The organism is Pseudodesulfovibrio nedwellii (assembly GCF_027923765.1).
GTDB lineage: Bacteria > Desulfobacterota > Desulfovibrionia > Desulfovibrionales > Desulfovibrionaceae > Pseudodesulfovibrio > Pseudodesulfovibrio nedwellii.
In genome coordinates this window covers 735,408-755,585 of record NZ_AP026709.1, presented here as the reverse complement: position 1 = coordinate 755,585, position 20,178 = coordinate 735,408, and the positions used below count along the sequence as shown (strand labels likewise).

Sequence of the window (20,178 nt, the reverse complement as noted above, 5' to 3'; positions counted from 1 at the left end):
GATGGGAGAGTGATTCGCGAAAACGTATTGCACAGGTCGATAACGGACGGAGGCAAAACATAAGGTGTAGAATTTTTTTTTAGGTCCATTTCTCCATGTCTCTCTGGTTGCTGTTATAAGTTTAGTGCGATCTCCAAAAAAACAGATACACCCCAAGACAAAAACACGCAAAGACAAAGCCCACCCAGAAGTGTTGTCAGGTGGAATGATCACAGAACACCACAGAATTAGGAGGGGCTTTCCAATTCTTAAATTAATGAATTATACAGAAATTAATTACAAAAAAGCCTTTGGGTCATAGACCCAAAGGCTTTTTACTTTCATGGCGGAGAGGGTGGGATTCGAACCCACGTATGGTTTGACCCATAACTCGATTTCGAGTCTAGTTTGTGGGGCTTAAAAGCGTTGGTATTAAAAGGTTTTCGTTGGCGTTACTGTGCATAATATGCAAGGAAATGCTACATCGTGCATGAATATGCAGAGCGTTTGCATATTTTTTTGCATATTATTTTTCGGCTTCTTTGGTGGTGTCTGTCTTAGAGTCAAAGGCATCCAGGATGTCGTGATCGACTTGGAGCTCATGGAGATATGTTTCTGTCGTCTTGATATTCATGTGGCCCAAGAATTGTTGAATCTGGCGGTGTGTCGCTTTGCGCGAATCTGCGAAGCGGGAGGCTACATGATGTCGGATAGCATGAGCCGTAAAAGGCTTCTTGAGTCCGGCCTTCTTGCAGAGACGAGAGAAGAGTAGACGGATAGGATCGCTGTGTCGCGTGTAGTGAGATCCGGTATGTGGGTTGGTGAAGACGTATGGACTCGCTGTGTCTCTTCTCTTCCACGCCTCTTCAAGCACCTTTTCCAGTTCTCTGTGCATGGCAATTACGCGAGGCTCTTTGTTGCCGCCCCTGCGCTTTGAAGTCCATAGACGGAGGGCGTTGGCTTCGAAGTTAATGTCTTCCCAGGTGAGCTCAAGTATCTCGGTGAGTCTTCCTGCAGAATAGTAGAGGGTGTCGAATATGAGACGTTCTTCTGGAGTGGCTGCCATTCTGACGGCTGCTATATCCTCGGATGGCGGGACGTATCGGACAGTGGCTTCGACGGGGTATGGTTCAACCTGGCGGGCGACGTTCTTGGCCATGTAGTCGCGCTTGATGGCCCAATTGAACATGGTCCCTATCTCGCGTAAGTCGCTATTGGCTGCCTTCGGGCCGCGCTCTTGGTTCTGTACGCGGTGGAACTCTTCAAGGAGTTCACGGCTGAGTTCGTTTAAAGGTAGTCTGCGCGGGTAAAAGTCAAGGAATCTGCGGAATGTGCTTCGTTTGTAAATATATGTGTTTCTGCTCCGGCGGTCTTCAACCCATGTTAGGTAATCACCGGCCAACTCTTCGAAGTCCATGCTGGTCTTCGTCTTTTCTCCGAACAATTCCCATCGCTTTTCCTCTTGGTGCAGCCACTTTCTTGCGTCCTTCTTTGTCTTGAACCCTGACTTCGTTGCGACTCTTTGGCCGTGCAGACAGAGGACCGCTTGATACCGTGGCCCTTTCTTCGTCTTGTATTTGTTGACTGCCATAATTGATTCCGTGGTTCATGACGAGGAACTGTTTAACATCTTCAACGGAAAACAATGCCCCTCTTCCGTCCGCCCCCTCCGAAGAGGGGATACGGACATGTGGTAGCGTTGTCCAGAATCTTTGCAATGTGCTTTTGCTGATGCTTATAGCATTAGCAAGGCCGTCTAAGTCAACAAGAACAGGTGTCATTGTTCTTCATCCCTCTATGAGTCTTGTCTTTCGTAAACCTGAAACTTGCCGTCTATCTTGACGACAGCACAGGGATTAACGGTTTTGAATGTGAAAATATAATCGTCGTCAACAACGCTATGGAACTGGACTCCGGCAGCATAACAAAGAGCAAACTTCTCACCTTCGGAAAGCTCTTCGGCTTCTTTGTCCATGGCCGTTTCAAGGTCACGGTGGATTCGATCGGTTACGATTTTGTAGAGATCAGGCATCGGTCCACTAACCTTTGAAACATTGAGGAAGCGTAGCCCCATCCGAAGTAATGAACCATTTTCCAGAAAATACGCGAGGAAACCTTTTCTTTTGTGTTCGACCACACTTTGTCTTCGCTTATTTTTAAGTATTCTCCGCTGTCGTATATAAAGTCGCCATCTTCGGTCTTGGTAATAATCCTCTTGACCACTTTGAATGTCTCAAGGACGACATCCACAGTACAAATTGAATCTTCGGGAATACGCCGGGAAAGCTCTGTCGCTTTGGCAATCGCTTCTTCAAGGCAAGCCATGTGTTCGTTGTATTCTCCAATGTCTACCAGTGGTGAAGTTTCCGACCATGGGAAAAAATCATAAGGGCGTACATACACGGTCGCGTAGTGCTTGATAAATTCATGTACGATTTGATTCCCATAGAAGTCTCGTCCGTGAAAGCAGTCACTAAAAAAACGCTTAAAGGGGTTTGGCTTGTAGGGCCTAATGTCGAAAAGCCTCCCCTTGTATATCCGCCTCCTGGGGGCAAGGCACAGGTATGTTTTGCTTTCTTGTTCCATGCCTACATCCCCTTCGGCGCGATAGCCTTTTTCATCACGCCCATGGCTGATCCAGTTGACGCGCTGATCTCTGCCAGGGCATCCGGACTGATGAAGTCTATAAAATTCATATCGTACAAATATCCTTCAAACTCGCGGCACTGAATGTACCAAGCAACATCGTCGGCAATGCGATAGATAACTCCGCTTAAACGGTCGATCTCGCCATGGACCATCATCATGCCAGTTGCGGTGGAACTCATGGCAATTTTGCCTTTAAGTTCGACGACCCACTCGGCTGCTGCTTCCAACACCGCATAGTCGCAGTCTCCTGTCCCGGCCCGTTCTTCCAGTTCTTCAATCGTAGGCTTGAGCAATTCAGTTTTATCAGTCATATTATTTACCTCGTCGGGGTTGTCCCGGCAGAACGCGAAAGGTGAGGCCGTGCCGTGTGGTGCGGCTTCTCCCTTTTGTGAACACCGCGCCCAGGTCCGTTACTCCTCGGCGCGATGTTCGTTGGGGAGGGGAGAAAGTTACAGTGTGTCATTTGTCGCGCAGAGCGTACATTGCCCATCATCGTTACACGGACTGCCCATGAATCTATCGCCGCAGTCGGAGCATGTGAATGACTCGTCGTGTTTGTCTTCATCAGTGGATTTTCTGAACAGGCTGCATGTGTTGATGTTTGTCTTCTCACACACCATGTCGATAGGGCCTCCGACATACAACCCGCGCCGCTCTGCAACCCCGTCGTGATAGTCGCCCACTTTTACGAGGTACCGTTCACCGTCGACGTAGATATCTACCGACGTCTTTTCTACAGGCTTCCAACCATATTCGCCCTTTTTGTCTTTGGGGTCGCACATGACAAACTCGACTTGCACCATTCCTTCGGGACAATCCTTGCCGTAATGAGGCCGCTCCTCGCCTTCTATTTCAGTCCAGTTGCAGCACTCACACTTTTTGTAGACCCAAGGCTTTTCTGAGGACTGCCCTCCCTTGCTGTAGATGATCTTGGCGGGGTCTTCACACTCGCCGCCATCACCACTCGTTGGGCCTTGATAAAAATATTTACATGTCTCGCAGTAGGGGCCACCCATATTAGTTCTCCTCAGATTTGTTCATATCAGTTGATCTCTGCTCACGCAGGATGATTCCACAGTATCGCTGCCAATCAGAAAGCTCAGCTTCAAGTTCTTCAATACGGGATAGTGCCGCCTCAAGAGGACTCGCTTCAAATATTTTTACAGCGTTAAGATGATGGACAGCGGCTAGGTGGCACATCTGTTTTTCAATCCTGCCCTTGTCATCTTTAAGACAGTCAATCTCAAAGTCGCGGTGCGCCAATTCTGCCGCAATGTCTGATTTGTCGTGAAGTCCTTCCTGAGTCATGGCGAGTACATGCTTGCAATAGTAATTACCCTCTTGGTCGAGGTGCCTATGGTCACGTTCTTTGTATTCACTCATCTTACTCTCATTTGGTTGTATTCTCTTGGATTTTTGCCCACAGACCTTTGCAAAATCCGCAAAGGACTTTCCAGCCACACATAATGGAGGTGGTGGCACCAACCCCGATTAGGAAGCCTTCCAGTGTATTTAGGTGGTCAAGCATAGTGGTTTCTCATGTAGTAATATTTTTAAGGTGGGCGAGAAGCTCTGCGGACTGGCTCTTGTTAAGCGACATGGTATGGCCGGTCCTGCCTTCACTCTTAATATCTATGACGACTTCTCCGTCATCATAAACAGTCACCTTCATTGTTGACGGGTAAAGCATCTTTTCCGCCCACTTCATTTCTTTGCCTTTGGTCATCGTGCCTCCTTATGCTGAGAAAGCAGGTTAAAAGTAACAGCCGTTTTCACACTTCCATTCAGACAGCGCATCAATCTGCGTGGAATCAGTCCTGACATCGGACGAGCCTCCCTGGACGCCCATGAGGTCGGCAACCTCATCAAGTTGCTCTCCGTCCGCGCCTACCTGAATAAGAGCCTGGAAGGCGTTGGAGTTCTCAATGTCGGTGACAAGGCTTTCAGCCGAGAACACGACTACGACCTTCATGCTTTTGCATCCAGGGCAGCCGTCATTTAATTTGAAATCTCTGCCGAGAAACACCTTCCTGCATGATGAGCAGAGGACGATTGGTTCATTCAGTTCTTTCATTTCATCACCTCATTACAGATACGTGGTTACTTGCCAAACAACTCAGCCAGTTTGGGATTGTCTCGCGACATGATGTCAATGACAGTCATGTTAGAGGTCAGAGCCTCAATGTTTATATTCCAGCCACGGACAGCACCTTCAGCTTGAGGTTCAAGTGGTCCAGAGCATCCACAAGAGGCGCACTTAATCTGCTGTTTGCCGTTTACCTCAACCAGAGTAGGTATGCCGCCACACACGCATGTGCTGCTGGCCTGATATGCTTCGATTGCGTTCATTGATTTCTCCTGATTGCGGATTGGTTGACTTCTTTCATTGTTCTGCCGATGCTACGCGCATGATCGAATCAATAGACTTCACGCGGATCGGCCTCGTTATTGACATCGTTGGGGCGTCCTTAATTGCGCTAGACCTCTTTACCAAAGCACACCATGAGCATTGTAAAAACAACGCTATTCGTTTTGGGAACAGGCTCGCAGACATGACCAACTGTGAAAAAGAGGAAAAGAGGTTAAAAGAATTGGGCGAGACAAGGTCACGGCTTGAAAAGGCAATGTTTAAATCAAAAACAAAATTGAAGTTCTTAATCATAAAAGCGCACGCAAAATACTGGAGTTTCACGGAACACCTTGAAAATCCTCGAAGAGTTGGTTTTCTTGCCATACTCGTGGGCTTCATTTTCCAGCTTATAGCTACATTCATTTGATGCACTCCACTTCCTGCTGATAGTAATATTTATTCACAAAGCCCGTACTGGCTGGCGCATTCTGCTGGGGCTTCCATTGCCTTGAGCATGTCATATTGCCCATAGCGGTCAGTCTTAGACCACTTGGCGGCGTTCCTGATATGTGATCGCGTGTCGCCTCCGCCTCTATTGGGAATGGTTCTGGCATGAAAGAATGTCGTTACACCTTTCTTGCTACACAGCATTACAAGCCGTTCCCATTTGGCGATCCGGTCAATAACTTCTGGGAATTGCTTTTGAATCTGGTAGAGTTCTTCCTTTCTTGTGTTGACGCAGGGCATGCAGCCCACGCGGGTCATCCCAAGAGAATAAAGGGGGTTCGGCTTCACGGCGTGGCGACGGTGCATGGCAAAAACTTCGTCAGTAGTCCATTCCACGATGGGGCGATAAATAAAGAATCCTTCCCATCCGTCTCGGCTTGCCTCAAAATGGCTTGCAGTGGCACGGGCGGCTGACTCTTCGCGACGAACTCCCTGCCATGACCAAACCTCTCGATCAGCTTCAAGAAGCGGTTCCGTAACAAGCGTGTTAATCGGGACTTGCTTCAAAAACTGTGTGCAGAACTTCCGCTTAGTAGAAGGGAAAAAGCCCTTGATAAGGCACAAGTCGAGAAATGGGATACCGGTTGGCTTCAAATGGCTGACAATGCGCTCAACCATGGCGGGTGTATAGCCGCGACGGGGACCGACTTCACGAACCCACGCCCGTCTTTTTGCCATCCATTCGGAAAAATCAGGCTTGATTCGCTCAATAGTGATGCAAAGCCGATCTTCAAGGTAGTCGAGATATTCGTAGGTAAGTTGGTGCTCATTCCCGACATCGGCGAACACGTAACGCGCTTGGATGCCCAATTCCCTTGAGCGCAGGATGGAAGCGGTGGAGTCCTTGCCCCCTGAACAGGAAACGACATGGACTATTCCGCTATCATGCATCTGGTGTTCCAGGGGCGTGATGTTTGATAAGCGTATGATGTCTTGTGTGTTCATCTTGTCTGCCTATTTTGAATACTGTGTTGCTTCCAAGACCTTCTCAATTCGACGGCCTATCCAAGCCATGCACGGCACAGCCATGGAGTTGCCAATAACCATGTAGCGAGGCCCATCTGCCAGCTCATATTCATTCCCGTCTTTTGTACGACCATATTTTGTGTGGTTGTCTGGAAAACCTTGGAGCCGCTCCCCCTCGATCGGCATGAGCCTTCGAACACGCATCCTTCGTTTTTCATCATCGAAAAAACAGATTGCTTTTGTTTGAGAACAATCAAGGGGCCCGGTGCCATCTTCAACAATGGCAAGCCCATCATTCCCGGCATTCTGCCAATTGAAGGCAATCAAATCCGTTGCGTCTTTATAGTCTCTGGCCTTAACTGTAGAAGCTGAATCATCAGCCACATACTCTCCGAAGGCGGTCATTCGGAATGTACCGGTAACCATCGCCTCACTTTCTACGCGGCTATTTCCTGTGCGACTGAAAGGAGGGCCTCCTGTAATTGTCGGGGCAATTCTTTCGCCCTTTTTTCGGCGCGGTGCAGTATCCCTCGGCAGGCTTTCGGGCTCAAAAAGTACCGCTCCGGGATTTCTCCCGTCACCAGTTCGGAAGCTAACGAGGAACAACCTCCGCCTACGCTGGGCCACTCGCTGGTATTGCGCATCAAAAACCCGCCACGCCACGACCCTTTGTGGTCCGGCAACCATGCCGAAACAAGGCCAGCCCCCGTCTTTAAGCGGTACGAGGGTGGTGTCTGATCCAACAAGTCCAGAGAGGAGGCAGCCGAAAGCGTTATCTTCTGTGTTGAGGACTCCGGGGACGTTTTCCCAAATGGCAATAGGGACATCTGATTCATGTACAAGCTCCACAAATTTGAGTGTGAGGTTCCCTCGATCGTCTTCAAGAGACTGTCGGCGACCGGCCACGCTGAATGCTTGGCAAGGAGTTCCGCCGACAAGCACGTCAATGTCGTGATCTTTGCCAGCAATGGCGGTGAAGTCTCCGAGGTTCGGGATATCGGGCCAGTGATAGCGAAGCACGTTCGAGGGGTGCTTTTCGATTTCAGAGAAAAAGACAGGCTTCCAGCCGAGCGGTTCCCAGGCCACGGAAGCGGCCTCGATACCGGAACAGATGGAGCCATAGCGTAAATTCATAATGCGCTACCTACTATCAATTTTCCGGCCAATCGGCGGGTTTGTCGGTGAGTTCAAATTCGTAGACCCACACCCAATGATTGCGTTTCCATGTGCCGGGATAGATAGACTCCCAAAGGTTATGGAACCAGCCCACGGGGTCATGCCGATGGCCTTGGTTCGGATTATCTCCGTAGTCCGCAAAGCCTTCGGCGCAAGCGTCTTGCCAAGAAATGTCTGTGACCCGCTCAATGCGCACCTTGTTGACTTTGAGAAAAGTACGGGCGGCTTCTTTGAAAATACCGTTTGGAATACCTTGCTTTTTCCAGACCCAATCCGGCGCACCATATGGGTACTTCTGTCCGTTGCCGTCCCAAACATCAGACATGCGCCATGGGGTGTTTATTTCCACATCGTGCCCATCCGCCATGTATTTGATTCGCATCCATTCATACTGACAATCTGCGGACTCTTCGTAGGCTACGACGCGACCCGGTTCGCGAACCCAAAGGATATCGCCAGGAAGGTGAGGCGGTATAAATCCTGTCTCGGCTGACAAGTTCATGACCCACCAATGACGATCAATACCGTCTTCATCCATGGGATACTCGCCGAGGTATTCAACCGGGTAATATTCGGCAGGCCATTTGATAACCCGGCGTGTCTGCGTTTTCTCGCCATTCAGTATGGCGCAGGTCATGGCTACATTGAAGGGTATAGCCTTAATCATCAGAGTTCCCTCCAACGGTTTGGCCTTCGGCCCGAGTGATTTCTTCCGTCAAAATCGTAATTATCTGCCGCCTGGAGAGTTTCTGAAACTCCAAGGATGCACAGAGGTGCTTGATCACGGCCAACATCTCTGGGGCTGCTGCTATCAAGTTGGCATCCTCTTTCTCGACGACTCCAACTTGTGAGCCGTTTTCGTCAAAAATGATTGCCATGTTTGGGAACATGTTGTGCGGTCTGACTTCCCATTTCATCGTACTACCTCTCAAAAGTTGTTGCGTTCGTTCGAGATAAACGCCCAGACCGTCCCGACAAATGCGGTGGCTACGAAAATGAGAAGGGCATAAATCTCTTTAGAGAATCCGTGTTCAACACCAACACCCCATCCAGCCAGAAAAGAGGCAATGCAGTGAAGGGCAGCTATGAACAGAAGTAAGCTCTTCAAAAAAATCATGACTCACTGACTCCATCAAATATTGTTATCGGATTTCCTTTTGGGATTCCTTCTGATATCGGGAAAACGAAATACATTTAGTTAACCTTTAATCAGAAGGAGTATCCCTTTGTCCGTTTATCTTGTTACCTACGATCTCTCAGCCCCTGGTCGCGACTACAATGAAGTTCTTAAACGCATTCGGAGCTACGATGGCTATGCCGAAATTACTGAGTCTACTCATGCGGTTTCGACCAATTCCACCGCTGAGGAAGTGCGAGACTATGTGAGTGGCGGCATGGACAAAAACGACACCCTCTATATTATCGCTCTTCATCTCCCTTGGGCTGGGATTGGGCCGAAGAGGGTGAACGAGTGGCTGAACAACCACTTGACGGGCTGCTAGTTTCCACAATCTCGTTCCCCTCACGCAGGCTCTCGACAAACCGTTCGAGGGCCTGTTCTTCGTTTGAGGTCTGCGGGTCTTCCAGAATGTAGCCATTCTCTGTTTTGGTAATCTTCATTTTAATATCCCTCTTCTTTGGTTGTAGGAGGGGCAGCCAATCCGCCCCTCCTGACCATTTTACGAATCCTCGACCAATCACAAAGGCCGGGGAAAATTGTTGTATGTCCGCGATGTCTTATGCCACTCCATCAAATGAAAATTGGTCTTGCTGTTGCCTTAATTGCTGTTCAAGGCTGGCTATTTTTTTCTTTGCTTCGGCCAGGTCATACTTGGCGACCTTGGCGTCTCTCTCTGCCCAATCTGCGCGTCGTCTTGCGTGATTAAGGGCAATCTCCAGCTTCTCGGATTTGGCTTTGTACGATGTCCTTGGAAGTCCGTTCATGGTGTCTCCTCTGGTTCGCAATCATCCCGAAGGGCACAAGCGAGACTTGCGCCCTATGCGGATGGCTACGCCAGGACGACAACGCCTTCCGGTAAATGTTTAGTCAGCCATTTCTTGATGGTGATTCGGGCATCATTGCGCCATTTCCCGCCGTCAGCTTCAAAAAGGGCAAAGCCGGGTTCCGATCCGGTACGAGCCGCACCGCGCATACGGAAAACAAACGGTGATGCCGGTTGGTCGATTTCGGGGAAAGTACGATAGGGGGCCAGAGTCACCGGGTTTTTGAGCGCAACTTCTTCTTTGCGGGCAATGCCGGTTCTGGCTTGGGTGCTCTGTGTTACGCCGTCGTCTGCCAGAGTCGCTACGGCCTCGTCGGTAACGCTGGCGGATTGCTTGAGGACTGCTGCTCGATCATGAGTGTCAACGAAAAGAGATTGAATTTTGATGTTGAAGTCTTCGGAAGACATGAAACGCTCGTAGGGGAATTCCTCAAATGTGAACTTTGAGGTTAAGTGGAAAGCACGGTTTTCAAACGGGGCAAGTGTGTTGCCAATGAGTCTGACCGTGTTCGGATCATCAACCACGACCATGAGATTGTCATGGTCCAAGCCGTCCACGTTCTTTTCGATGTAGTCGACAAGTCCGGTCAGGGACATGACGTGGAGAGTTTCAGGAGTAGGAGTTTCCAGAGGGGTCAACGAGTGAGTGGAATATTCCCGTTCTTCCACCTTCACGGTTTCCGGTCGAGCGAGTCCAAGTATGCGGTCGATTGCTTCCTTAATCATTGTTGGTGCCTTCTTTGCGGTTGAAGTTAATTACGGTGCCGTCTTCTTCTTGTTCGCCGAGGACTTCGCCTGTTACGGGATCAACGCCGGGTAAAAGACCCTGACCGGGCATCTGGCCGGAAAAGAGTTCCATTGCGTTGACTTTTCCTTTGCCGTCTTTGCCAAACATAAAAGTGGTGTCGATGGCTTCATCGTTGGCGAGTTTGGATTTCACCTGGTACGAGACGTTCGCCATATTTCGGTCAGCGTTGGGCTTGAGGGTCACTTCAAGCGTGACCTTGCGCTTGGCTTTTCCGTCCGTGTTCACATCCAAGATATTTTCGAGAGCGCGGCCCAGGGCTATGTCGAACTGTTCGACGGCTGCTCCCTGTCCGAGCGTTGCGAGTGAAAGCTTGTCCTTTGCCATTGATTATCTCCTTGGGTGCGGGCAGGGGGCAGGAGAGAGGAAGCCCACCTGCCCGCTTCAACAGGGTTGAGGGTGTGGTTATGCTGCTTGCTGAGACAGGAAATCGAGACTTCCACCGTCAAGCCAATCAATAATTGTTGATGCTTCCTGAGTGCTCAGGTCGGTGATGCGCATAATCTTTCTGCCAAAGCTGTTATTGTCGGTCAGAGAGAGGCAGAGAGCGTCAAGGTCGATGTTCTTCCCTTTGCATACGCCGAATATTTTGCGCTTCTGCCCATCGGTCAATGGTGCTGGGCCTTGGTTTTGCCCTTGCGACTGGCTCCAGTTCGGCATGTCACCCATTTGATCCATGGCGTTGCCTTGCTGCTGGCCTTGTTGTGTTTGGGGGCGTGTCTGCGCTTGGCGAGCACCGGGGATAACTTCGGGCATTTCTTCAATGTCTTGAGTAAAGATGTCTGACGCGCCAGTTGCAGTCAGGACTGCATCCACGAATGCACGCTTCTTACCCATTTTCAGGACGGTGTTGTAATAGTCGGCGGGGTTGTCGTGTTCAACGCGCTCTCCATGGGTGGAAATCATCCACTTGCCGGATTCGTTCTTTTTTACGTTGAACTTGTCGCCTTCGTGTCCGGCTGCATTTGCTGTCTGTTTGAGGATTTTGAGGTCGCGTTTATCCCAATATTCCTTTGGGACAGGGACTTCTGTTACTTCACCGTCGCCAGTGCGGAAACGGTACTTGCCTTCCATTGTGGAACAGGAACCAACGCCGGAGCCTACAAATCCACCACCGGGGGTGTACAGATTGCAAATGATTTCATACTCGCGGTGTCCATCGCCCATTTCGACCTTGTTAATGTCGTACTTGGGACAAAGCTGGAATGTGGAAGAAATGGCTTCCGCGCCGGGTTTGAGAAGGGAAGGCTTCTTGCCGCAGCCGGGAATTACGCCATAATGTTCGCCTTCCTGCATTACGGACGCCATGACTTGATGGAGCATACGTTTGCGAGCGACGATCCTTTCCGGGGCAAGGGCGAAGTCTTCCAGAGTGGAGACATGATTACCTTGCTGTGTGGCAGGAGCCCCATTACTCAGACAAATTTCTTGATTGTTGCCGTGCATTTTCCTTATCTCCTTACGCCGCTGTACGGACGTCGTTTACAAGGCGGACTGAGGTGCAAATCTTTTGGAGGTCACGCAACGCGGTTTCCACGGCCTGTTCTTTGTTTGGGGCGTAATGGATTTCGACGCAGATGCATTTCTGAGCCATCGGAGGAACCGGAGGCATAGGGGAAGTGGGAATAGCCGGTGATTCTTGTTGTACAGGCGTAGCCACCTGCGTTGGCATAGGTTCTTGGACTTGTGGCCGGGCGGGTTGAGTTGCGGCCTTCATTTGGAAAGCGTTGTCAATCTGCGCATTGACCTCGATGAGCGGGATATCAAGATCGTTCAACCTGACAAAGGTAGAGGGTGAAATAGCGACGCCATATTGCTTTTCACAGATTTCGCAACGTTGTTCGATTACAACAGCACGATCCTGTTTGGCCTGTTCTAATTGCGCGGCTTCGCGTTCGGCCTTCATATGTGCAAGGATGACTGCTTCAACTTCTGCCTTGATTGATTTTAACGTCTTGGTCTTGTTCAGCCAGGACGGTTCAATTTTGACAATCAGGTCAGGGAGATTGTGTTCGGATTTAAGGTCGTCGATCAAGAACTGAACGTCACGCTTCTTGTCCTGGCGTTCCTGCTCCTCATGCTTCTTGACCTGACTTGCCAGAACCTCACGGGTATCAGCGATAACCTTGACCACCTGCTTGATCTTGTCCTCGAAATCCTTGATTGGTTCAGACACCTTTTTAACGGCTTCTTTGCGCGCTGCGTTTACGGCGTCTTTGGTCTTGTTCAAGTCGGCCATGACCTTTTTGATGTCTTTGACATCTTCTTCACGGACAACCAATTTTTCATATTTTTCTTTTATTCCATTAGCCATTGCCATGAGCCCATCAAAATCAAATTTGAGGGCCGGGAGTGTTGTTTCTAATTTTATATCAGTCATGAGGGTTCTCCTTTAAATTACCCAACTAAAGCCAAGGCCAGAATCCCGACGAAAGCGAGGCTCACGCCGATCACAATCACTATGTTCACGAATTCGTTGTGTGGATCCGAGCCTTGGCAGTTGGCGCATATGTCGCGCTCAATCATCGTGCCAGTAGAGACATTTGTTTCCTGAGTGTAGACCTCTCCTTTGGGGAGAGTGTTGCCGCACAGGGCGCAAACGGTGTCGCCATCGCTGGTTCTGGCTCTTCGATCAATGGTTTGAAGCATAGTCTCTTGCATGGTTCTCTCTCCTTTGTTTAAAAGCTTGCCGGTTTCCGGGGCCACCACCGGCGGGGTGGGGATAAGCAGAAATTTATTACACACCGTTTAAGCGAGCGAATTCGCCATGATGCTTCATAGCCGCCTTGTCGTATGCACGGGCCGCTTCTTTAGCGGAGTCAAACATTCCAAGGTATATTTTCCTTCCGCACACCTCTATGCGTGACTGCCATTTCTTCCCGCTATTATCGCGAGAAACACCTTTGAACCCACTGCTGTTGGATAAACGTCGGCGACTGTTGTGCATATTTTGCTCGCAGGTACACAACCGCAGGTTTTTGCGAGTGTTATCGAGTCCATTCCCGTTGATGTGATCGACCTGTTGTCCTGGTCCAGCACCAACTACTTCTCGATGCATCATGATTGAAAGACATTTGCCTTTTTCCCATTTGCTACGCCCGGCATAAACAGTACGAATACTTCCATCTTTGCGCTTATCTTCGCGTGAACACCACTTGTGTTCAGCGAGCTTGTCGTAGTCTTCGTCGTCAACCACGGCGACATGCCCTTTTGTCAATTCGATGGTTTTCATGTTGCTTATCCTTAGTGTCTCTCGCTTCAAAATTTACGCTGCGCTTTTGTGCGGGTGTCCGGTCGCGGTGCGGCCCATTGTTTCGTCGTGTGCAAGCTCTGCATTGAGCATGTCGCGGTATTCGTCGTTGCCGTCGAAGTGTTCGCACTTGGCGCACTTGGTTGTTTCATGGACAAAGACCGTCACCTTGACGCTGTGCTTCAGTTCGATTTCGTCTTCCAGTGCGTCACACTTGCCGAGGCCGGTAGTGCCGGGTAATCCTTCGAATTGTTCGCAAAGGCCGCATGTCTTTTCCATGATGGTCCTCATTTCCCTGCTGTTTTGTCGTTCGATGTTTTGATGGAGGAGGGTAGAGGAATTGAACCCCCATCGGCTCTTCACCGATGGCACGGTTTTCAAGACCGCTTACTCTCCATTGAGTGCTACCCTCCGTATCAATGAACTTTCCTCAACCTCTCGCCTTTCCCTCCCGTGGCGTGACCTCTCGTTGCCCGGCCTTGCTGTTGCGGTACTTTTGGCGTCCACTTCGCATTGTCATCCTTACTCGCTGGCCGTGGCGCAGGCTGTTCGGGGTTGGTGGTGCGTCGTGTTGAAGAAAGAATAACCATTTGGTTAAAATTATGTCAACATTAAAATAACCAAATGGTATTTGTTTTGACTGAATAAATATGTAAACAATATTATGAATCAAAATTGCATATAGCTTCACATGGTTAGGGTGTCCAAAGACATGGAGAATCATGTGGATATTCAGGTAGAATTATATGCGATAAGCGAAGCTCTCAAAGAATTAGTCGAGCTAAATGAAGATCACAGGCCGGGACTGGCAATGTTGTTAAGGATGCTTGCCGATAAGGTGGAGAGGGTCGCCAGAAAGATCGGTTAATGCTGAAGAGGATAGTGGGAAACTAAAAGAGGTTGTTGTGAATAATTTGAAGTCTTTTAAATTGGTGATTCTTGTTGCGGTATGTTCTTTCTTAGGTGGGATTGTAGGCGGATGGATGTCACAGTCCGGCTCACAAGAAGCTATGGCCAAACAGAGTAATAAACTTATAAATGCTGATTATGACATACTGTCAGCAAATAAGTTTTTTGTTAGGAAAATTTACGCTTCTTCTGTTGAGATCGTAGATGAAAAATGTAAGCCAGTTGTACACCTTTTCTACAACGCCGGGGGCGGAGGGACTTTGCAGTTAGGTGTGCAATCAGAGAATGAATTTAAAAGCATGGCTTCAATGAGTTCCCAGCCCACGGGGACCAGTCTCTTATTAAAAGATCAAGATTTCGATGATCGAATTGATTTTTCAACGTATGACAGGATCCCAATGATGAATTTTAATTATAATGGGAAAGCCCGTCTTACTCTTGGAACAAACAGTATTATTACAAAGTCTACTGGCGACACCCATCAAATAAATGGGAGTGTCTATACGTTTGACAGGCATAGTGACGTGACAAGTAGATTACCAGCCAATTAGCATGCGTACATTTTACATCATATGTTTTTTGTTTTTCTTAGTCCTTCCAGTCCATGCTTGGCGCGGTACAGTTGAGCGAGTAGTGGATGGCGATACCATTCATGTGAAAAGGATCGAAGGGGGCCGTGAGCGTGTGCGGTTGTACGGCATCGATTGTCCTGAGCGAAAGCAAGAAGGTGGGGCTGGTGCCACGGCTTACGTTAAGGCAACGATTGGTCGCGTGGTTGACGTAAAGGAGATAGATCAAGATCGATACGGGCGATCTGTGGCCATTGTTTTTCTAGGCGATGGGCGGATACTTAATCAGATGATTCTTGAGCATGGATGGGCTTGGGTTTATTCGCGATATTGTAAGCTACCAATATGCGGGGCGTGGGATGAAGACGAAGCCATCGCTAGGGCCAAGCACCTTGGGCTGTGGGGATCAGTGAATCCGACACCGCCTTGGGAGTGGAGAAGAAAATAGTCCAAAAGAAAACCCCCGCGGGGCGAGGGGGCTAATAGATACGTGAAAATAATTCAGGACGTTGGATTATCATGGCTGCTTTCCATTCCATATCCGTTTCCATGTTAGGCAATTCGTTGGTCAATTTCCACCATTTACGTGTAGCGCAAAGAGGAAACCAAATAGGGGAGGACAACCATAAAATAACATGACATATCGTCATGAGAATAAACATCTTGCAGGCCCAAATTTTTCCATCTTCTTTATGCACACGCTTTAATTCTTCGGTGGGGAATGTTATGTCGCAACAAGCCCTTTCCCGTAACGCCCGTAAGAATTTTAATTTATACATATAAGCTGGTTCATCCAATTGCGGTATAGCGTTGTTATTAGTGAAGGGAGTATAACAAATGGCATTCTTTTTTTGGGCCAAGTTGTGAGTCCCGTTTATAACGCCCTTAAAGGCTCTTTTCCCATTTCGAAATATTTTTTCCTTGAAAGTGATTTCAAATCCGAAAAAATTGGACAGATCATCGCTATTGTTGAGCAGATAAAGCGTCCGAAGTGTTTTGTTCAAACCTGTGTACAGGGTCGTCTCATATCCAAAGGCTGCACTCTGAAGGCCAGTTCCCTTCTCATTGTTAGTCACCATGCTAAAGTGTTCCCAGTGGGCGTCTTCAAAGTCGTTAATTATATCCTGAATTTGGTTGTAATGATTCCCGCTAATTGGAGCGATGATTCTGAGTTTTGATTCTATCCGGTCTCTTTTTTCTTTGAAAAAAGAATCAAAATTTGTAGTGATTTCATCAATTTTATCTTGATTTTGTTCCAGAGCCAAATCTCCACACACCTCGCGAAACTTTTTTGTAAGGGCTGTTACAAATTTACGAAGGGGGGTGATACAAACAGGCACGAGTGAAGCGTCAATCCAGACTTCCTTGATATCTTGGACCTGACGGTCAGAAATACGATCAGTTCGCTTAAAAAAAGTTTCAATTAGACGCCAACTAAGTGTGCCACACGAAATTATTAGTGCGATTGCGGCTGTATCGAGAGCTCGGACACTCTTCCAAAAAGCAGTGGTGGTAATTAGTAGGGACGACAATTAGTTGGCCTCAGGGCGTACTCAATGCTGCGATTAAGGTTGATCCAGTGGCGATCTTTCATTTGGAATTGGAATTTTTTCAGAAAAGCCTCTTCTGATCCGCAACGTTGAATTATGTTTCCAAACATGCCGAGGATAAAAGACGAGGTGATCGACGTGATATAGTCGGGAACAATAATTTTGATCGGATTGCCTTGGCAGCTCATTTCATCGATTCTCAACTTTTTCCCAGCTAATTCCCCTCGTTCTCTCGTCGTAAGGAGACTCGATCCAAAATTTCCAAAATCTATGGTCTGATTAATTTTCTGGTTCATATTTTCTCCGTCCAAGCTCTTTCAAGCGGGAAGCGGATGCTCACCACTGTCCCTGGAAAATATAAAGGTTCAATACATGTTATAAATTTCGGATTAAACTTGTCAAGAAGGTGGCCTGATTTGTTAAAGGATATAATTTTACCCGCAGGCGGCATTTTTTTCATTTGATATGTTCCATCAAATAAAATGTTTACATCTCCGGACAGTAGAGTCATTTTTGCATCAGAATTCGACTGACCAATGCGGCACTCCTCGTGCATTCTCTGAAAAAGCTCAATCAAATCAACCGTTCCCATTCCCCGTTTGGATGAGTCGTCTGTATTCTTTGAGCTGATGCCTTCCTGCAACGCGAACAGGGTGATAAGACATCTTTCGTCCCGATCTCTAATTTTACCATTCATTTGTTCGTACTTATTGAGAAAATCAGAAAGATCATCATAACTTTTTGACGTCTTGGGAGCTTCAATAAATGAGTCTGCAAAAGATCTGCCAAAATTGAAAATAGCAACTTCGCACATAGGGATGTCCTGTCTCCAGTCCAAGAACCCTGTAATTCTCCACTTGTTGATTTTCGTATGTTCTTTGATGTTGTCCAACACCTCACCAACGTATTCTGAGATTAGTCCTTCTGCAGATTCTGTTAACGTTCTGTCTGCTCTGTTGAGGCAATTCTGAATATGTTTAACAAAAGCCTTTGCAACCCTTTCGACATAACTTGCCGATCCAATTGAAATTTGTTCCTCTATTTGAGAACTACTTTGTTTGAACATTTCAATTCTGCGATGGACTGTTTGCTTATCCTCGTCCGTCCTAGATAATATTCCGACGGTTTTAAGTAGCCTCAAATGCCCTTCATCTTGCGGGGGAACAACCGTCGTGGTGAAGTGATTTCTTTTTGATGATATTTCCCGTTGATATTCTTCAACTATGTAGTCCAGAACACATTGTGCCGCCAAATCATAAGAGGTACATTTTTTATAGTCATAATGAATTCTTCTAACTTTCCAATTCTTTACCCTTTGAGCAAGAGTAAGAAAGGTTCGCACGGCATCTTTAGGAGCATCGATTAATGAAAATATTTTGGGGATGAGCACCTTTGCTGATGTATAGGTGTCTTTGTTTTTTGGGGATAAGAAGGAAGCATAGTTCCCTTCTTCAGCAGCTTCGTCCAGCAGTTTTAATGGTGTTGAATTGTATGTGGATTCCAAGTAGTTCCTCCCACTGTGCAGGTGGTCACTATCGTTACGGTCTGGATATTTATGTTTCCGGCTTCGAAGATAGTATTTGTAGGATCGTTTATCCGATAAAAATTGTGCGGAAGGACTTGGCTTCTTCATTTATCCCTCACATCAGACCAAGCCCATACGACACGGCCAGCGATTGCGCGGGTGATGTTACCATCAAAATCGCGTTTTAAGCGGTAACTTGTAGGCGGAAAATCTTGTGTGTTGTCTGAATAAAAAATCAATTCAATATCGCCATCGACAGGTTTTGTGCTAACGCGTTTGATAGCGCATCCACCATCAGGGTCGCATACCAGCCATGTCTTGCCAGGCTGCTCTGGATTCTTGTTTGATCGATCTATCAAGAGGATGTCTTCAGGACAAAATGTCGGAAGCATTGAACGTTCATTCTTCCCGATCTGGACAGCGACAAGATTGGTAGTGAACCGTAAAGACTTATGATGTCTCCAAACCAACACCCATCCACGTATTGAATCTTGTGGAATAAGACCGGGGCCAGCGGCAACCGGCTCTTCGGCCAAAGGCACCGCAATATAATCTTCTTCAGCAATTTTTATCGCATCAGGAGCATTAACGGCTTGAGCGTCAACAAAGCAGACCTCGCGGGCCGTGTCGTGCTCATTTGCATCGTCAAAAATTAGTCGAGCTCCTACTCCATCAATAATTTTGGCAAGAGCTTTTATATATTGTTCACGTTCTTTTTTAACGATTCGGCTGATTTGAATAGGGGCTACGTCACACGCCTCGGCAAGTCTTGCGTTGTTTTTAAAGCGCCTATCCTTGCCGACAAGACCTTTGAGGCCGTTTGTTAAGTCGTCATGAAATCCCATAATCATCCTCATATCAAAGACTTTTCTGGCCGTCTGTAACCATTCGTTTAAACTTGATTGACGAAAAATAACCACTCGGTTAAACTTTGACTATGATTACTCAGAAAGAACTTACCAAGTTTTTGAACGAAACTGGATGGAATGAACAACAGTTAGCCTCATTTTCTGGCTTGTCGCTCATGACTATTCGCCGAGTTGCGGGGAAAGTGCCAGGACGAAAATCAGGAGTTAGAACGGCTGACGTTCAACTGGCTCTTGAGCCATTCATCTACGGAGACAAGCATCCTGGCACCAAAGACGAGGCCGCTTGATGTCATGTCGTCAGCACCCCCTGCAATTGGATGAGTCTCCCTTTTGGCGACGATCCAGTTTGTTTATTCTTGGTCGGCGGCTCCGTTTGGGACTTCAAATACCCGACCGCCTGATTCGCCACGTCCGCGTACACCGTCCACGGGTCGACCTCAGGTTTAATTGGCAGTCGAAAGAAGCGGGGCGTTGCGTTCCCGTCTTCGATTAGCACCGCAGTTGCCAGTGTTGATCCGTCAGCCTGTCTCTTAAAGTGAATGTTTAGTTTTGCGTCCATGATTGCAGTAAGCCACAAGACGCGACAACCGAAAATTATTTGATTGGAGGGTAAATCTAATGACAGCCTCAGAAAACATGCTCGACGTCATTGAGTCAATGATCGACGAGTCCGGCAAACCGCGCAAGCAGATCGCCGCCGATATAGGCAAACCATACACGACCTTGATGCGTGAACTAAACCAAGACGATCCTCTTGCGAAGTTCGGCGTTATGGATCTGATTCCGATTATGCGCGCTTGTGACGGCGTGCAGCCGCTTGAATTGCTGGCGGCACGGTTTGGGTATCGGCTCGTACACGAAGAGGCGCACCCAGACGGGAGAGATATGACAGAGGAGTGTTTGCAAGGGCTTCACGTCGCTTCAGCGTTCACTAGTGCGGCAGATAGCGGGATGCACTACACAGAACTGATCACACTCCGTAACCGGGTTGCCAAGGAAATGGACGACATAGTTTACAGAGCCAGAGAGCGAGACTGCCCACCAGTCAAGAGTATTCGTAAGGCCGGGTAA

General features: G+C 48.1%; 34 protein-coding genes and 1 tRNA gene. 8 read left to right on the top strand and 27 right to left on the bottom strand.

From position 1 onward, the window contains the following. Positions 1-505: 505 nt before the first annotated feature. The 9 genes from SYK_RS03720 to SYK_RS03680 form a co-directional block, all read right to left on the bottom strand. Entirely contained in the window at positions 506-1,570 is a 1,065-nt protein-coding gene (locus SYK_RS03720) for a tyrosine-type recombinase/integrase (protein ID WP_281762263.1), read from the bottom strand. 204 nt (positions 1,571-1,774) lie between these two features. Then, positions 1,775-2,011 carry a hypothetical protein gene (locus tag SYK_RS03715; RefSeq protein ID WP_281762262.1) on the bottom strand — a complete coding sequence of 79 codons (237 nt, stop codon included), beginning with the start codon at positions 2,009-2,011 and terminating at the stop codon, positions 1,775-1,777. Then, positions 1,987-2,565, bottom strand: a complete 579-nt coding sequence (locus SYK_RS03710) for a hypothetical protein (protein ID WP_281762261.1) — start codon at positions 2,563-2,565, stop codon at positions 1,987-1,989. The genes SYK_RS03715 and SYK_RS03710 overlap by 25 nt, the downstream gene beginning before the upstream one ends. Before the next feature lie 2 nt (positions 2,566-2,567). Continuing rightward, positions 2,568-2,939: a hypothetical protein gene (locus SYK_RS03705; protein ID WP_281762260.1), complete on the bottom strand. Its 372-nt coding sequence runs from the start codon at positions 2,937-2,939 to the stop codon at positions 2,568-2,570. A 138-nt stretch (positions 2,940-3,077) separates the two neighbouring features. After that, complete coding sequence (locus SYK_RS03700) at positions 3,078-3,644, bottom strand: hypothetical protein (protein WP_281762259.1); 567 nt, start codon at positions 3,642-3,644, stop codon at positions 3,078-3,080. 1 nt (position 3,645) lies between these two features. Beyond that, positions 3,646-4,011 carry a hypothetical protein gene (locus tag SYK_RS03695; protein WP_281762258.1) on the bottom strand — a complete coding sequence of 122 codons (366 nt, stop codon included), beginning with the start codon at positions 4,009-4,011 and terminating at the stop codon, positions 3,646-3,648. 154 nt (positions 4,012-4,165) lie between these two features. Then, a complete protein-coding gene (locus SYK_RS03690) occupies positions 4,166-4,354 on the bottom strand; it encodes a hypothetical protein (protein WP_281762257.1) in 189 nt (62 codons plus the stop codon). 27 nt (positions 4,355-4,381) lie between these two features. Continuing rightward, positions 4,382-4,702, bottom strand: a complete 321-nt coding sequence (locus SYK_RS03685; RefSeq protein WP_281762256.1) for a hypothetical protein — start codon at positions 4,700-4,702, stop codon at positions 4,382-4,384. A gap of 26 nt (positions 4,703-4,728) precedes the next feature. After that, positions 4,729-4,977 (bottom strand): hypothetical protein, encoded by a 249-nt coding sequence (locus SYK_RS03680; protein ID WP_281761816.1) that lies wholly within the window; start codon positions 4,975-4,977, stop codon positions 4,729-4,731. 59 nt (positions 4,978-5,036) lie between these two features. Between SYK_RS03680 and SYK_RS03675 the strand changes: the two genes are divergently transcribed. Further along, entirely contained in the window at positions 5,037-5,405 is a 369-nt protein-coding gene (locus tag SYK_RS03675; protein WP_281761817.1) for a hypothetical protein, read from the top strand. 29 nt (positions 5,406-5,434) lie between these two features. On the opposite strand, the gene SYK_RS03670 is transcribed toward SYK_RS03675, so the two are convergent. The 5 genes from SYK_RS03670 to SYK_RS03650 form a co-directional block, all read right to left on the bottom strand. Continuing rightward, complete coding sequence (locus tag SYK_RS03670; protein WP_281761818.1) at positions 5,435-6,376, bottom strand: phosphoadenosine phosphosulfate reductase family protein; 942 nt, start codon at positions 6,374-6,376, stop codon at positions 5,435-5,437. Positions 6,377-6,439: 63 nt separating this feature from the next. Next, positions 6,440-7,585: a DNA cytosine methyltransferase gene (locus SYK_RS03665; protein WP_281762255.1), complete on the bottom strand. Its 1,146-nt coding sequence runs from the start codon at positions 7,583-7,585 to the stop codon at positions 6,440-6,442. Positions 7,586-7,601: 16 nt separating this feature from the next. Beyond that, positions 7,602-8,294, bottom strand: coding sequence for a hypothetical protein (locus tag SYK_RS03660; RefSeq protein WP_281762254.1), 693 nt, complete (start codon positions 8,292-8,294; stop codon positions 7,602-7,604). Then, complete coding sequence (locus SYK_RS03655) at positions 8,287-8,544, bottom strand: hypothetical protein (RefSeq protein ID WP_281762253.1); 258 nt, start codon at positions 8,542-8,544, stop codon at positions 8,287-8,289. Before SYK_RS03655 ends, SYK_RS03660 begins: the two co-directional genes overlap by 8 nt. Positions 8,545-8,555: 11 nt before the next feature. Further along, positions 8,556-8,744: a hypothetical protein gene (locus tag SYK_RS03650; protein ID WP_281762252.1), complete on the bottom strand. Its 189-nt coding sequence runs from the start codon at positions 8,742-8,744 to the stop codon at positions 8,556-8,558. 109 nt (positions 8,745-8,853) lie between these two features. Between SYK_RS03650 and SYK_RS03645 the strand changes: the two genes are divergently transcribed. Next, positions 8,854-9,129, top strand: a complete 276-nt coding sequence (locus tag SYK_RS03645; protein WP_281762251.1) for a hypothetical protein — start codon at positions 8,854-8,856, stop codon at positions 9,127-9,129. A 235-nt stretch (positions 9,130-9,364) separates the two neighbouring features. On the opposite strand, the gene SYK_RS03640 is transcribed toward SYK_RS03645, so the two are convergent. The 9 genes from SYK_RS03640 to SYK_RS03600 all read right to left on the bottom strand — a co-directional run bounded on the left by SYK_RS03640 (position 9,365) and on the right by SYK_RS03600 (position 14,098). Then, on the bottom strand, positions 9,365-9,571 hold the full coding sequence (locus tag SYK_RS03640) for a hypothetical protein (RefSeq protein WP_281762250.1): 207 nt from the start codon (positions 9,569-9,571) through the stop codon (positions 9,365-9,367). Between the two features lie 65 nt (positions 9,572-9,636). After that, the gene (locus SYK_RS03635; protein ID WP_281762249.1) at positions 9,637-10,356 is read right to left on the bottom strand and encodes a hypothetical protein; all 720 of its coding nucleotides are present in this window, start codon (positions 10,354-10,356) and stop codon (positions 9,637-9,639) included. Then, positions 10,349-10,762: a hypothetical protein gene (locus tag SYK_RS03630; RefSeq protein ID WP_281762248.1), complete on the bottom strand. Its 414-nt coding sequence runs from the start codon at positions 10,760-10,762 to the stop codon at positions 10,349-10,351. Before SYK_RS03630 ends, SYK_RS03635 begins: the two co-directional genes overlap by 8 nt. A gap of 78 nt (positions 10,763-10,840) precedes the next feature. Next, positions 10,841-11,881 carry a hypothetical protein gene (locus SYK_RS03625; protein WP_281762247.1) on the bottom strand — a complete coding sequence of 347 codons (1,041 nt, stop codon included), beginning with the start codon at positions 11,879-11,881 and terminating at the stop codon, positions 10,841-10,843. A 13-nt stretch (positions 11,882-11,894) separates the two neighbouring features. Then, positions 11,895-12,815, bottom strand: a complete 921-nt coding sequence (locus SYK_RS03620; RefSeq protein ID WP_281762246.1) for a DUF1351 domain-containing protein — start codon at positions 12,813-12,815, stop codon at positions 11,895-11,897. A gap of 17 nt (positions 12,816-12,832) precedes the next feature. Further along, on the bottom strand, positions 12,833-13,096 hold the full coding sequence (locus tag SYK_RS03615; protein ID WP_281762245.1) for a hypothetical protein: 264 nt from the start codon (positions 13,094-13,096) through the stop codon (positions 12,833-12,835). Between the two features lie 76 nt (positions 13,097-13,172). After that, entirely contained in the window at positions 13,173-13,667 is a 495-nt protein-coding gene (locus tag SYK_RS03610; protein ID WP_281761829.1) for an AP2/ERF family transcription factor, read from the bottom strand. Positions 13,668-13,700: 33 nt separating this feature from the next. Then, on the bottom strand, positions 13,701-13,964 hold the full coding sequence (locus SYK_RS03605) for a hypothetical protein (protein WP_281761830.1): 264 nt from the start codon (positions 13,962-13,964) through the stop codon (positions 13,701-13,703). A gap of 43 nt (positions 13,965-14,007) precedes the next feature. Further along, positions 14,008-14,098 (bottom strand) — tRNA-Ser (locus SYK_RS03600). Here SYK_RS03600 and SYK_RS03595 point away from each other — a divergent pair. The 4 genes from SYK_RS03595 to SYK_RS03580 all read left to right on the top strand — a co-directional run bounded on the left by SYK_RS03595 (position 14,083) and on the right by SYK_RS03580 (position 15,611). Further along, positions 14,083-14,271, top strand: coding sequence for a hypothetical protein (locus SYK_RS03595; protein WP_281762244.1), 189 nt, complete (start codon positions 14,083-14,085; stop codon positions 14,269-14,271). The genes SYK_RS03600 and SYK_RS03595 overlap by 16 nt on opposite strands. A gap of 114 nt (positions 14,272-14,385) precedes the next feature. After that, positions 14,386-14,553 carry a hypothetical protein gene (locus tag SYK_RS03590; protein ID WP_281762243.1) on the top strand — a complete coding sequence of 56 codons (168 nt, stop codon included), beginning with the start codon at positions 14,386-14,388 and terminating at the stop codon, positions 14,551-14,553. Positions 14,554-14,590: 37 nt separating this feature from the next. Beyond that, complete coding sequence (locus SYK_RS03585; protein ID WP_281762242.1) at positions 14,591-15,145, top strand: hypothetical protein; 555 nt, start codon at positions 14,591-14,593, stop codon at positions 15,143-15,145. 1 nt (position 15,146) lies between these two features. Further along, positions 15,147-15,611 carry a thermonuclease family protein gene (locus SYK_RS03580; RefSeq protein ID WP_281762241.1) on the top strand — a complete coding sequence of 155 codons (465 nt, stop codon included), beginning with the start codon at positions 15,147-15,149 and terminating at the stop codon, positions 15,609-15,611. 31 nt (positions 15,612-15,642) lie between these two features. Here the strand turns inward: SYK_RS03580 and SYK_RS03575 are convergent, their stop codons facing one another. The 4 genes from SYK_RS03575 to SYK_RS03560 form a co-directional block, all read right to left on the bottom strand. Continuing rightward, the gene (locus SYK_RS03575) at positions 15,643-16,428 is read right to left on the bottom strand and encodes a hypothetical protein (protein ID WP_281762240.1); all 786 of its coding nucleotides are present in this window, start codon (positions 16,426-16,428) and stop codon (positions 15,643-15,645) included. A 251-nt stretch (positions 16,429-16,679) separates the two neighbouring features. Further along, positions 16,680-17,009 carry a hypothetical protein gene (locus SYK_RS03570; protein WP_281762239.1) on the bottom strand — a complete coding sequence of 110 codons (330 nt, stop codon included), beginning with the start codon at positions 17,007-17,009 and terminating at the stop codon, positions 16,680-16,682. Then, on the bottom strand, positions 17,006-18,217 hold the full coding sequence (locus tag SYK_RS03565; RefSeq protein ID WP_281762238.1) for a hypothetical protein: 1,212 nt from the start codon (positions 18,215-18,217) through the stop codon (positions 17,006-17,008). The genes SYK_RS03570 and SYK_RS03565 overlap by 4 nt, the downstream gene beginning before the upstream one ends. 125 nt (positions 18,218-18,342) lie before the next feature. Next, positions 18,343-19,083 (bottom strand): S24 family peptidase, encoded by a 741-nt coding sequence (locus SYK_RS03560; RefSeq protein ID WP_281762237.1) that lies wholly within the window; start codon positions 19,081-19,083, stop codon positions 18,343-18,345. A gap of 92 nt (positions 19,084-19,175) precedes the next feature. Between SYK_RS03560 and SYK_RS03555 the strand changes: the two genes are divergently transcribed. Both SYK_RS03555 and SYK_RS03550 read left to right on the top strand, forming a co-directional pair. After that, a complete protein-coding gene (locus tag SYK_RS03555; RefSeq protein WP_281762236.1) occupies positions 19,176-19,394 on the top strand; it encodes a hypothetical protein in 219 nt (72 codons plus the stop codon). Positions 19,395-19,725: 331 nt separating this feature from the next. Then, positions 19,726-20,178 carry a phage regulatory CII family protein gene (locus tag SYK_RS03550; RefSeq protein WP_281762235.1) on the top strand — a complete coding sequence of 151 codons (453 nt, stop codon included), beginning with the start codon at positions 19,726-19,728 and terminating at the stop codon, positions 20,176-20,178.